This window comes from Streptomyces sp. NPDC091972 (assembly GCF_044756385.1).
GTDB lineage: Bacteria > Actinomycetota > Actinomycetes > Streptomycetales > Streptomycetaceae > Streptomyces.
Map to the genome: position 1 here is coordinate 236341 of NZ_JBIVSV010000013.1, position 13789 is coordinate 250129.

Sequence of the window (13789 nt, forward strand, 5' to 3'; positions counted from 1 at the left end):
GGTTCCGGCCCCCAGCCGGGACACAGACACGGCGCCCACAACTGGCATCTCTCCTGTTCCGGACGCCTCTTCCCCCAATCACCGTCACCCGGGCAGGGCGCGTTTCGATATCGATGCCGTCCGGGCGCGGCTCGCGGATCCGGGTGTGTCACCGGAGCGCCGGGAGGAGTCGATGCTCTGGGCCGCAAGCGCGGTGCTGGGCCGTATTCGGCACGTCGCCCCGGATGAGAACCCCTTGGGTGTCGTGTCGCGGCCCGAGGACGTCGTGGAACTCGTCGCCGCAGAGCACTTGCGCGCTGGGCACCTGCCGGCGACGGCTTTGCTGGGCTCGCTCGTCAGGGGACCCGAGATCGCCGCTCGGCCCGCTGTGCAGCCGCAGCCCCACCCGGAGCCCGAGGCCGTCGACGGGCGGTCGCAACCGGACGCCGAGCAACTGCCGGCCTCGCCGGTGACCGTGCTGCCCGGGTCCTCGGAAGAGCTTCCGCAATCCTCCTCGTCCCCGGCGCCGGGCTCTGCTGGGGAAGGGGATCGGCTGGGGTCGGAGTCCGAAGGGCAGGACGTTCTCTTCGCGCCACCGGCTCGTGGGGTGGGGCTGGATCCGATTCGTGACTGGTCGGAGATCTCGGCGAGTGGTGGGTCGCGTCGTTCTTCCGCGTTGCGTGCCATTGACCGGGCGGTGGAACGGTTGCCGCGCAATCCAGGGCTTGAGGATTTGCGGCGTGTGCTGGTCAGCGTGACGGAGTGGCAGAGCGACAAGGGGCCGGGGAGCAGGCGGTGGGGTGCTGTTTCGCGTCTGGAGGCGGCGGTTCGCGACAGGATGGAACAGTTTGCTCCTCCGCGTGTTTCCGTTCGTGACAGGGTGGAGCAGCAGCGTTCTGGGCGTGACAGGGGGGAGCAGCAGCGTGTTTCCGTCCGTGACAGGGTGGAGCAGCGTGTTCCCGGGAGTACTGCTGTGCGTGGGGGCTATTCCGCGCAGCCTGGGCCTTCGTCGCGGCGAGGCGAGCCGTCTGTTATGGCGCCGATGGCCCCTGCCGCTCAGGTTGCGGTCGAGGTGGAGGGGTTCGGTCCGGCCAGTGGGTTCGAGGTCGAGCTGCACCGGTACCGGGTGGAGTTGCCTCGTGACGCGGAGGTCGAGGAGTTCGGCGACATCGTGGAGTTGCCCGGGCTTCTGGCGATCACGTTGGACAGGGCTGGGGGAGTGCCGGTCCTTGAGATCGTCACGAAGCCGGCTCGTGGCCTGGTGCGAGGACGGCCGGACGGCCGGGCCGAGCGGGCTGATGTGCTGGCGGCCTTCCACGACGTGATATCCCGGCTCCGGTACGCGAGGCCGGGAGCGAGAATCGGGCAGATCTTCCCCGAATCGGCTGGGTATGCGGTGGATCCTCTCGCGGAGGACCTGCCGGTCAGGAACAACGACGCCGGATACGCGACGCTGGTGCATCACACGGCGACGGCTCCGGCCTCGGGACTCGTGGCCTTCATCGAACACGTCAGGGGCCGTATGCGGCGTGAGTCCCCACCCGTGCAGATCGCTCATACGGATGCGGGCACCGGCCTTGCATTCGGTGCCTGGGCCCGTCAGGACTTCGCACGCTGGCTCAGCCAATATCCGGACTGGGCCGATGCCGTGAACCCGTGGGACGCCGCCGAACTGGAAGGTGCGGCCGCGCTCGCGTTCACCCAGGTCGCCGCCACTGTGCGCGGAGCAACGCTCCAGACAGTGCGACCGAAGGACCTCACAGCGGTGGCCTCCCGCGATTCGCTCGCGGCCCTGCGGAGCAGCCTTGGTGAGGGGCCGCGCACGTACCTTGAGCATCAGGCGCGGCGCATCCGCGCCCGCTTCGCCGAGGCCGTCGGCAGGGACGTCATCGACCTGCCACTGACCATGTCACGCGGCCCGCTGCGCGCGACGGCCGGCCAGTACCTCGACAACTTGCTCCTGCACAGTCCGGAACGCGTTGTGAGCCAGTACGAGGCACTGGGAATCCGCACCGACTTCCCCACACTGGATGCCAACCCCGACCGCCGAGGTCGGGCGCTCATCGTTCCTGCCGTCGTGAGGATGGAGGCGCGGAGCTACGCGTCGATAGAGCAGTCTCCCCAGACCATCGAGCGCGACAGCGACACCCTGGCGGTCCTCTCCCTCAACCTCTACAACGGGGCAAGGCTGGATCGCGGCCTGCCGCCGGTCGGCCGGCCCCTCGCCCCCGCCCAGCCCGACTTCCTGTTGGCACCGCCCGCCACGACGGCCCCGTCAGTACGACCGGACGGCAGCACGGTGCCGGCGGAACCCGTCCTTGTCTCTCCCCGTGCGTCCTCACCCACTCCTGTCCCGCCGGCTCCCGTCGTGAAGGCGGCCGGGCTCGTCGCGATGGACGCGGACGCGCGGGCACGGGAGCTGGTGTCGCTGCCGTGGAGGGACCGGGAACTCCTGGCTGCTGACCGGGCATTCGTGGAGCAGTTGCGTGCCGGCTTGTCCGTGGAGGACTTCACGGCGGCGGCGGCGCGGTTGCTGGTCGTCGTTCCTGACGGAGTGGAACAGCCCGAGGCGTCCCGGGCGGAGGCGGAGGCCCTGGTCGCGAGCATGCTCGCCGATCCGCAGATCGCGGTGGCGTTGCTGACCGAGGGCCGTCGTCTCGTCGTGGTGCCCCGTAACCGGCCGCTGACGTCGCTTGAGGAGTTCGCCGGGCTCAGAGCCCGCCACCATTCCGGAGCGGGCCGGTCGTTGGACGTCGCACGGGGACTCTTCGATCGCCGCCGTGGTCTGGTCGGTGTGGGTGAGGAGAACCTGCTGGGTGAGAGCACCGACGTGATCGGTGACGACTTCTACGACGACGGGTATTCCATTGCCCGTCATGAGTGGGCACATGCGATCGAGTCAGTGCTGAGCGCCGAAGACCGGCAGTTGATCCGCGACGTGTACGAGGCGAAGGTTGCCGCCGACCCGCCTGCTCAATGGCCGGACGAGTACTCGTCCAGCAACGCCCACGAGTATTTCGCACAGCTCAGCAATGCTTATCTCGGTGCGAACACCGGCAAGGAATCCAACTCGCGGCGCCGCTCCCGGAACAACGGGTCTGACTGGGTGGAGCAGCACGATCCGGCGCTGCTGCCGCTGCTGCGCAGGCTCTACGGCCCCGGCCGGCCCTCGAGTCTCGGCAGCAGGGACAACCCCTACGTCCTCACGGGCTTCCGGCAATTGTGGGACCAAGCCGAGGGCGGGCCGGCGGGTCAGGCCCTGGAAGAGGTCGAAGCGAAGGTGCTGCCTCCGTCACCGGACCGCCAGACTGCCTACAAGCGTGAACCAGGTGAGTCCCCGGTTGGTGAGCCGATTCTGTTTGCTCCTCCGTCGGGTGGTTCCAGGTCACGGTCCGAGCGGCGGTCGCCGGGGCCCACGCTGATCACGTTCGATGCTGCGGGTGAGGCCGAGGAGATGCACTGGTCTCAGGTCGAGGGAGCGTCGTGGTATCGGCAGTTGCCGTCGGTTCAGCGTCGTCGGTTGCGTGGGACGGAGGACTACACGCCGTTCAACGACGCGCTGGACAGGATGCGCAACACGGTCGTGGCTGCCGTGGACGGCGGGGCGGGCCGGGATGACGTCCGGCTTCTTACCGGGCTGTATGAAATGCGGGGCAACCTCAGTGCTTTCGATCCGGTGATGCAAGCCCCGTTCCAGCAAAGCGTGCAGAGGCGGACGGGATCGCGCGAGTTGTCGTTGGTGCGAGGCTCGATCACCCGCTTCGGCCGGCATGTGCCGTACACGGATGTGACCGTTCCGCATCCTGGTCCGTGGGCGCAGGATGCCACGTCTCAGGGCCTGGCAGCCTCGCTTGAGCATGTGCTGGGTGCGCACAGCACGGCGACGATCATCACGGACAACGAGATGAGGGGCAACAGCCAGTCGGAAGCGCTGCGGCGCAATATCGAAGCGATCAATGAGCGGAACGCGGGCAGGCACGGATATGTGCCGCTCGTCGTGGAGGTGTCCCCGCTGACCCCCTGGTACGACGAGAACCAGAGGGGGTGGATGACCACAGTGTGGGGTGTGCCGATGCGGCTGCGCCATCAGTCCCCCTTCGCCCAGGTGACCGTTACCCGCGGCACAGCGGCATCGGCCGGTCCTTCCACTGGGTCGGGTGAGTCCTGGGAGTCGGCGGACGTTCTCTTCGCGCCACCGGCTCGTGGTGCGGGGCAGACGGAGGAGACGATGCGCCCCGCCGCAGCCGTCGCGGCGCAGGCTCCCGCCGCCGGGCAGGGGCCGCTTTCTCAGGAGGAGCGACTGGCCGAGCGGGGACTGACGCCGGTGTATGTGCCGTCGGGCGGGGACGTGCTGGCGCACGCGCTGACCGCTGTCGCGCCGGGTGAGGGTGGCCGACTGGCGGGGCACAGCCGCCCCGCCGGTCCAGAGGAGCTGCGCACCGCCCTCGCCGACGCGCTCGTCGCCGACCTGGGACTGCCGCCAGGCGAACAACGGCTATGGTCTGCGGTGGCAGGACAGGCAGGGCCGTCGGAAGCTCCGCTCGTGACTGCTTTCGGCGGTTCCGCGGACGAGGCCGTCCGTGCTCTGCGGACCGGATCAGGGACTGAGGCCGCGGACTGGCTCACTCTGGCCGTGGCCGCACCCGTCCTGGGGCTGCGTCTGACTGTGCTGATGCCGGACGGCTCCTTCTGGACGACCGGCCCTGAGACTGGTCGGCCGGTGGCCCTTGTCCAGCAGGAGGACCCCGCCCCGCACACCGGGCGATGGGCGGCCACCGAACCCGCCGCGCAGGCCCGGGGGGCTCGACGGTCCGACGGGTCGCGGCTCGCGGGTACCTCAGGTCACAGCTGGGGCACGACGTCCGCTGACAGCAGTACGCCTCCCGGCACCCCCGCGCGTGCCGCTGCGACGGTGTCGTCCTCGACGGCGCCGGCAGACGTCGGCGCACGCACCGGAGGGAGTCCGGCGAGGCCGGCTGGAGCTCTTTCCGGCGACTCGGCGCGCCCCGCCGTGTTCTTCGGCTCCGAACCGCGGCAGAGCACGCCGGATTCAAAGCGGGCTGGTACCTCCTCCGGAACCTCGGTCACCCGGACACCTCCGGCCCAGGTCGCGGAGACCAGCGAAGTCTCCGCCCCGGGCGCGGCCAGCGCTCTGGCGCCCCCTCCGGCTCGGGAGACCGCCATACACCCGCCAACGGCCCGGGAGATGAGGGACGAGCAGGGCACGGACGCGGTGACCTCGGAACCCGACGCCGTGCCGCCGCGGACCGACGGGGTTGCGGCGATTGTGGTGACCTCTCCCGAAGGGGAGGTGTCCCCGCCGGATGCCCATCACGATCCCGATCCGGGACCCACCGGGGCCGCGCCTTCCACACCGGTTGCTGAGACGCGTGATCCCTCTCCGTGGTACCTCGCCCATGGCGCGATGGGCCAGGCCATCGTCGCCCGTTCCACCGAGGCCATCGACTTCCGGCGGGAGCAGGCGGATTTCTGGGCGGAGGAGATCAGTTCACGCCTGGACCTGACCGGTCCCGGTCCGCACATCGCGCTGCGTTCGGGCATCCGGAGTGTGATCAGCGCTCTGCTGCTCACCTCCGAGCCGAAACAGTGGGACGACATCCTCGCGGCCGGGCGCACGCTGGCCGTGAACGGCCGGCTGGTGTGGCTGCGCCCGGTAATGCGGGATCTGACGGAGGTGCCCCGGACCAGGGGGGAGGTCAACGAGTACCCGGTCGGCTTCGCTTCCACCGCCACCGGAGGACGGGCCGGACACGAGGTCACAAAAGGAATAGAATCGACCCTGCTCACCCTCATCAACCTGGGGACGAGCGTTGCCGCGTCCGTAGCCGCGGTATCCGCCCCCCAGATCTACGTGAGTTCTTCCAAGTCCAAGGACAGCGGCTGGGCGCGTACCATCCTGGCCGGCCGCAAGCCGTTCATCAGCGACCTCACTCGCTTCAGCGCCGGTCTTCAGATGAAGGTGTTCGTCGACGGTGCGGACGCCACTCCCACAGTTTTCCATCAGGTCACCGTGCCGGACCGGATCCATGTCGACATTCCCACCGTCTACGCCGGCGAGGAAGGGCACCGGCCCGACTACCGTGCCCCCGAGGCCGAACGCCCTCGGTATCAGCGGGTTTCCCGCCCCTCCCAGGCCCGTGAGCTGCTGCAGGCGATCGACCTCACGCCCGTCATCGCCGGGCTGCACCGGAACATGCTTGCCGCCGGGCTGCCTGCCTCGGCCGTCAAGAAGATCCTGGCACAGGCGAAGATGGACCGGGCCCAGGGGTTCCTGACCGAGTCGACGGCCCGCAGTCGCTATCCGTGGTGGGCCGGTGGTGACTCCTCCAACGGCATCGAGGTCAGCGGGTCCTTGTTGGGGAAGTTCCGGGGGCACCTGCGGATCCGTAGGGAGATCGACAGCCTCCAGTATCTCGGGGACAGCAAGGTCGGTACCCGCGACGACATCGGTGTGGGGGAGGGCAGCACCCGTGACAGCAAGGGGGGGTCGGACGCGGGATTCGGCTTCGGTTACAACACCGCCGGAGTCGGCGCGAACGGGGGAACTTCCCCCCACGCCGAGAACGAGCTGCCCGCCCAGCTGTCGGGCCTGGCCCCGGCGGTCGCCATCAAGGCCGGGGTGAACCGCGGCGCCGGCCATTCGCTGAACTCCTCGCATACGAGCCATACGGTGCTCAACGACTTCGCGCAGCAGTCTCGCTACCGGGCCGGGCTGCGCCTGGAAGTGACCTTGGAATCCAGCACGCACAGGATCGCACCGGTGCAAGTCACCACTGAGGGTGAACTCAGTGTCCCGCGGCGGGAAGCGGCGCACTTCGTGCGGCGTACCGTCGGCTCGGGGTGGACCGCCGATCTGCGACCGGCGGTCGGCGGCCCGGATGCTCCACGGCACCGCGTGTTCGCCATCCCCCCGTCGAGGAGGGTGTCGAGGCTGCCGGAGACCAGGCCGCGGTTCCGGTTCCGGATCGACGTGGAGCGTGCCCAGGGGTGGCTCACCCCTCACCCGCGGGAGCCGCTCGCGCCCGCCTCCCGCCGTGGCCTCGGTTTCGGCGTGCCGATCGCTCTGCCGGGCGCCGAGACCCTCCAGAGGGACCTGCGGGACGCCATCGAGCGGCTGCACGTCCTGGACGTCGGTGCCGATAAAGCGAAGAAGAGCGCCTGGGCCCAGGCCGACCGGGACCTGGCGGCCTTCTACGGCCGCCCGGCCCTCGAAGGAGACCTGCCCCAGGCGCTCCTCGGGATCCACCGCACCATTCAGGTCGGCGGACGCCGCTACAAGGTCTCCGCGAAGGCGAGGTGGGGCAACCGGATCGAGGAGCCCAGCCCGCTGACCGACCCCGTCACCGAGGGCAGCCACCCGGAGGGTGACTTCTCCATGAAGGTCAACACCCGGGCCGCGACCGGGGCCACCACGGCCGGTGAGCGCGGCAAGGGCTGGAGGGTGACTGCCACCTTCGGTGGTGGAGCCCGTCTGGCCATCCCCGAGTACGAGCTCTCGCTCGGGAAGCTGCACGTCACCACCCCGCCCATTCGCATGCAGTTCGGTTCTGTGCGAGGTGTCGTCAGCACCTCCAGCGAAAAGAGCCGCAAGTACGGCGGCGCCGTCGGCAGCTACCGCCGGACCGAGACCGGTAAGCGGGTCGACGAGCACCGCTATCTGATGGCCGTGAACTGGATGGTCACACCCGAGAAGAAGAACCGGTTCAAGCCGAACTGGCTCAACAAGCGCCGGTTCCTGAGCGGGCGCAATCCCTTCGTCGCCCGGATCGTCGTCCCACATGAGCACGTGCCCGCCACGCCGGTCACGCCGGAGCAGGCACAGGCGGCTGGGCACACGGTCGTGGGAATTGTGCCGACCGAGATCGGCCGGCGGCTGGACTTCACCAGTGGGGCTCAGGGGATCTACCCCGTCTTCCACCTCATGCCCGAGCTGGCCCAGCTCGGCGCCCGTATGTATGCCGAGCGGCTGTACGCCGGGGAACGGAACCCGGCGGAGCGGCAGAGCCTGATCGACGCCTGGCTCGACAACCCCGCGGACTGGCCCCAGGAGATCCGCGACTTGGCCCATCCCATGGTCCTCGCCTCTCACTTCGGCGAGGAGGTCGGTCAGGGCGGATACGAGAAGGAACTGCCTGCGGACGGCAAGTACAAGCAGGCGCTGCGCCTGCGGGTCCTCGTGGACAACGTCAACGACCTCGGGGCCGACACGGAGACGGAGGTCGAGCAGTACGTCAAGGGCAACACCGCTTACGAATCCGAGCAGGAGGGCGAGTGGAGTGCGGGCGTGACGGGCACCCTCGGCCCCCAGCTGCGGTTCGGCTCCGAGGCGCGAGTCGGTGACCACCGCGCTGGCCCCGGAGGTCGGCTGACGGTTCTCGGCCACGCCTCGGCGGCCTGGAACTGGGGTAAGGGGGCGGCCGAGAGCGACGGCCGGATCGATATCACCCGGACCACCTACGGGGGTTCCGTGCACACGCTGCGTACGGACCCGGTCTTCGAACTGACCTACGTCCGCTGGCGCGGCGACGAGCTCACCGAGACCACCCGGTATCTGCGTGCGAGCGAGGCCCTCGATCTCCTCGTCCCCGAGCGACGGATGTCCGACATCCTTCCTCCCGCGACCGGCACGGCCGCTGGACCGGAGCCGAGGCAGACCTCGGCAACGGACCGGTCCGCGGAGCCGGACCAGGTTCCGGTGGCCGAGGTGACCCGGACCTATCTGGATACCGGTCTGCTCTCTGGGATCGCGCACCCCGAAGTCTTGCGGGTCGACGTCCTGAAGACGATCAACGACCGGCTGCGTGCCAGGGGAATTGTCCGTGGCGAGGGCGAGGAAGCCACGGGGCCTCGGCCCAACCTGCTCCAGCGGTCGCTGAAAGCGGTCTACTCCGCCGAGGCGTTGCAGAGCGAATGGCACGCGCTGACTACTGAGGGTGTTCTGCGCTGGTTCCCCGTGCCCGGTCCGTGGGGCATCACCCGGTATCTGTGGGTGAACGTCACGGCGATCAGGCTCGACCGCCCGCATGGGCAGCGCCCCCGTGACGAGATCAAGCTCACGCTGCGCGGCGAGGCGGTCGACGAGGAGTCCCAGAGCCGCGATTCCGGCCGGGAACACGAGATCGGTGTCGATGTCCGGGCCCGTGCCGGTGACGAGAAGGGGCACGGCGGGTTCGAGGCCGGAGTCGAGTACTCCGCGTCCAAGGGAACGAAGGACGAGGAGGCTGAGAGGAGGGTCGGAATCTACCGGGCCACCGCCCAGGACACTTCCGAGGAGTTCGAACACGGCATCACCATCCGCGTCGAGATGGGTACGACCACCGAACTGCCGGAGGTGCTCACCACACCCGCACGGGGTGCGCTATCGGTGGCCCGCCTGTTCTCCCGGCCGGAAGGCCTCAAGGGCACGCCGTCGGTCTTCACCTGGCATGACTCCGGGGACCGCCCGGACCAGCTCGTCGACGGCGACGTACGACTGCTCGTCCCCCGCCACCTCACCATCGAGGGCGGGAGCCCGCAGCAGTGGCCGTACGGCCTCACCGCGCCGCGTGAGACCCAGGTCACCTGGCTGGGGCACAGCTCGCAGAATCCGCCGGCTCCCGCGTTGCCGGACGCGTTCGTCGACAACCTCCATCCGTGGACGGTGCCCGCCGCCGGATCGATCGGGCGCTGGGCCAAGCTGACCGCAGTACGCCACCGGACTGTGCCCTCCCCGCAGGTGGGCGCGGTGCCGGAGATAGCCGGCCTGGACCTCACCACCACCGCGGGGGTGCATTACCGCCACCGCACCACGGGCACGGTGATGCGCCCGCGCATCAGGGAACTGCTGACGCACTCGTACGCGGTCCCGCTCGGCGACCAGTCGGCCATTGTGGGCTTGGAGCTGGACGGCGCCGAGATCCTGGGCCCCCCGGAAGGCGTACTGCTCAAGCAGCGCAGGTACCACCAGGCCGATGTGGAACCCACGCACGAGACCCATCGGGACAGCGGCTGGCGGATCGCGGCCGGTCCGGACGCCGGCGGTCCGGTCAACGATCAGCAGATGCTCGAAAGTCTGCCGGTCGACATGAAGAACTGGGACGACAGCGAGAGCCGAAGCGCCGCCCTGGGCGATACCGACGAGCGCAACGCGGAGGGCAAGCGTTCCTACCGGGCCTACCGCTTCGACGTTACCGCCGTGGTCAACGGGCCGCACGGGACTGTACGGATCAAAGTGCCGGGCGGTCTCTACGGGGCGCTGCCGGTGGACAAGAGCACCGGCACGCTGGCCGACGGTCTGGAAGACGACGCCACCCTTGGCCCGCTCCTCCGCCCGGCACCGCCGGTCACCGAGACGACCAGTCGGGAGGGCATGAACTCCCTGCCGGACACCGTGCGAGCGCAGTCCGCCACCGCGAGCGAGTCCCGGGAGCCGGGGGAGACCATACCTGTGCCCCCGACCACCACCACGCTCCTGGAAGTTCCCGTGCCCGCCCGGCTCCCGGCGGAGGAGACGCCCTTCTCCGCCGAGCAGCCGCCTCCCTCCCAGGAAGCGCGGTTGGCCGAGCTGGGGCTGGAACGGGTGCACGTCCTCGCCATGGGGGACGAACTGGCACACGCGCTGACCGCCGTCGCGCCGGGCGAGAGCGGTCAACTCGCAGGGCACAGCCGGCCGGCCGGGCCGGAAGAGCTGCGGAACGGACTGGCGGGCGCGCTCGCCGCCGATCTGCGCAGGCCGCGGGAAGAGCGCCGGCTGTGGCCGGCCATCGCCGATCTGACCGGGCCGGAGGGGACGGTGCCACCGCTCGTCTCGGGCGGCTCGGAGGAAGACATCGTCCACGCCCTGCGCACCGGATCCGGGCCCCGTGCCTCGGACTGGCTGACGCTCGCGATCGCGGCACACGTCCTGAGGCTGAACCTGACCGTGCTGAGTCCGGATGGCACCCCCTGGACGGCCGGACCCGACGACGGCCGCCCGGTCGTCCTCCTCCAGCAGGAGGGCCCAGGCCCCTACACCGCCCGGTGGGCGGCGACCGAACCCGCTGTAGCGGCTCGACAGGCCCGGCGGCCCAGCCTGACGCGGTCCGATGAGAGCTCGGACGGGCGGTGGGGCGCCAGGCCTTCTGCCCTTCCTTCTCCCCACTCGGCGGTGCCGGTCGGCCCCGGCGCGTCGGGTGAAGGGTCCACGGCGCGGCCCGCCGGCACTGGCGACTCGGAGCGGCCCGACGTGTTCTTCGGCTCCGACCCGCGACCGACCCCTCCACTTCCGTGCCCCGGTCCGTAGTCTCCACGTATCTCCGCACTCACTGCGGCCGCGAAGGCCGCGGCCGGAGTGGTTCGCGGATCCCGCTCATGCCGCGGGTGCAGCTTGCCAGCGTTCTCGTCCCCGCGGATGCTCGGGGTGGGTCCTGATCCACGCGGTGACCCGTGAACCGAAGGAGGCTTCGGTCCCCGGTCGGGTGCGTGTCCGTGCCCGACCCGGTGGTACCGCAGATGCCGCGGAACGGTTGATTCCCCGCCGGGACGGCCGAGTTGCCAGTTGCCTGGCGTCGACCGTCTTCTCGACGCCTGACGCAAGTCAACCCACAGGCCCTGGGGTCTGTCGTCAAATGTCACGCCCGCATCAGGAGTGAGGCGAGGGTGACGGCCGCTTCGTCGGAACGCTTGGGATTCTGCTCGCCTATCGTCGCCTACTGTGCGAGCCCGCCGATCCCGAGACCCTTGGCCTCGTCGCCAGTTGGCTGGTTGTGTGTCCGGCTACCCGGATCTCGGTGGGTGGTGTCAATCGCCGGGGCGATAGCCGACGTCCAGCTATGAACTGCGTCTATACGCCAGGTGTATAAACACTATGTATAGTGGGGCTCGTGTCTGCTACCGATTCGATCGCTTCCCCTCGCCTGCGCTTGAAGAACGCCCCGGGCGCGGCTGTTCTGTGCCTCGGCGCAGGGCTCGTCGGGGGCATCCTGACGAACCTGGCGCAGGGCTGGCTGCCCGGGGCGTGGAACAACTTGGCGAACTCCGGTGCGGTGTGGACGATGTTCGCGTTCGCCGCGGGCGTCGCCTTCGCGCACCGCACCGAAGGCCATCGTGGTCCGGCGGCAGCCGGAGCCTTGGCGGAGGTCGGGCTCGTCGTCGGCTACTACGGGTACGCCGAGTTCGGGCGGGGCGGCATGGGCTCGCTCACCTTTCCGTTGCTCTGGCTCTCCATGGCATGCGTCGCGGGGCCGTTGTTCGGCGTCGCGGGCGCGTGGTCGAGACGCGCTACGCGGCCCTGGCGGCGTTACGTGGCGCTCGGCGCACTCGGCGGCCTCTTCGGCAGTGAAGGCCTCCACTACTGGCTCGGCCTGGGGTACCTACCGCAGGCAATGGTGTGCGTCGCTCTCGCCTGCGGTCTTCCGCTGCTGTTGGGGCGCACCTGGAAGGAACGCGGCCTGAGCCTCGCTGTGGCGATCCCCGCGTCCTTCGTCACCTATCAGGTCCTCTACGGCCTCCTGGACGCGGTGTCCGGCTGAGTGGGCCCGCCAGGTAGGGGCACGGCTGTCAGCGACGGCCACTGAGCTTGTCACGAAACATCAGCCCACATCAGGAGTGATGCGAGGGTGACGGCTGCTTCGTAGGACTGGATCGTGTGGGCGATGCCGCGGTGGCGGAGCCAGGTGTGGATCGCCTTCGAGTTGTAGCCCTTGTCGCCCAGGACGTGATCGGGCCGGACGTGGGGCCGTCCCGGTCCGATCCGGGGCACCCGGATCTGTTCCATCACGGCGGTGAACCGGGTGCAGTCGTTGGCGTTGCCGCCCGTCACGACGAAGCCGAGAGGCCGGCCCCGGCCGTCGCAGACCAGGTGAATCTTGCTGGTCAGACCGCTCCTGGACCGGCCGAGAGCCGGGTCGCGGAGCCCCCTTTCCCGGCCCCCCCCGCCGCATGCTGATGGGCCCGGACGACCGTGGAATCGACCGACATCAGCCACTCGATGTCGCCCGCCGCGTCCGCCTTCGCCTGAGCAGCCCGCAGCATACGTTCGAACGTCCCGTCCGCCGCCCACCTGCGAAAACGCGTATGCAGCATGGCCCACGGCCCGTAACGCTCGGGCACATCCCGCCAGGCCGACCCGGTCCGGAACTTCCACACGATCCCGTTCAGGACCCGGCGGTCACCAGCCGCTTCCGCCCCCGCAACGGCATGGGAAGCAACGGCCGGACGAACTCCCGCTCGGCATCGGACAGTTCATGACGACGTATCACGACACCATGATCCACCAGTGGCGATCATGTGAAGACACTGCCTAGCGATCCGAGACCTCCTCGGCCTGCGGCGCCCCGATCCGAGCGTCCTCCCCGTAGCCGCTGGAGTGATCCCGGCAAATGATTTCATCTCGGGGTGATCGCGGAGCCAGGCGGCCAGGTCCTCACGTTCGCGGCCGTTGTAGAGGTGCAGCGGCCGGCGGGTGGCCATGTCGAGCAGTACCGTGCCGTGATGGCGGCCCTTGCCGAAGGCGAAGTCGTCGACACCGAGGAACTCCACGTCGCCTGTCGTCGGCTCGGGTAGGGCTGAGCAGCCGCAACAGCGTTCACTGGGCCACGGTGAGGCCGACCGCGGCCGCCAGGCGTGTGCGTGCCTGGCGGCCAGAGCCGGCCCGATATGCGGTGGTCGTTGTTTCCGCACCTGTCCGTGCTGATGATCGAGGAGCTACAGCAGCGGCTGGACAAACTGGTGCTGAGGACGCGGACACGCGACGAGCCCGGCCTGCCGTTGCTGCGGGCTCAGCGGTGACGTCCGACGATGGCTCCAATCCAGGTTGGGAACAGGTAACGCT

At 69.5% G+C, this 13789-nt stretch carries 4 protein-coding genes and 1 pseudogene; 3 read left to right on the top strand and 2 right to left on the bottom strand.

Translation table 11 applies throughout. The annotated features are described in order from the left end of the window. Positions 1-172 precede the first annotated feature (172 nt). Both ACIQJT_RS32710 and ACIQJT_RS32715 read left to right on the top strand, forming a co-directional pair. A complete protein-coding gene (locus tag ACIQJT_RS32710) occupies positions 173-11260 on the top strand; it encodes a hypothetical protein (protein ID WP_402649436.1) in 11088 nt (3695 codons plus the stop codon). A 580-nt stretch (positions 11261-11840) separates the two neighbouring features. After that, a complete protein-coding gene (locus ACIQJT_RS32715) occupies positions 11841-12488 on the top strand; it encodes a DUF6518 family protein (RefSeq protein ID WP_402649437.1) in 648 nt (215 codons plus the stop codon). A gap of 50 nt (positions 12489-12538) precedes the next feature. Here ACIQJT_RS32715 and ACIQJT_RS32720 read toward each other — a convergent pair whose 3' ends face one another. Beyond that, positions 12539-12943, bottom strand: a complete 405-nt coding sequence (locus ACIQJT_RS32720; RefSeq protein ID WP_402649438.1) for a transposase — start codon at positions 12941-12943, stop codon at positions 12539-12541. Then, positions 12832-13140: pseudogene (locus tag ACIQJT_RS32725) on the bottom strand (transposase); the annotation flags it as partial. The gene ACIQJT_RS32720 and the pseudogene ACIQJT_RS32725, both read right to left, overlap by 112 nt. A gap of 213 nt (positions 13141-13353) precedes the next feature. Between ACIQJT_RS32725 and ACIQJT_RS32730 the strand changes: the two are divergent. After that, on the top strand, positions 13354-13521 hold the full coding sequence (locus ACIQJT_RS32730; RefSeq protein WP_402649439.1) for a hypothetical protein: 168 nt from the start codon (positions 13354-13356) through the stop codon (positions 13519-13521). Positions 13522-13789: the final 268 nt, after the last annotated feature.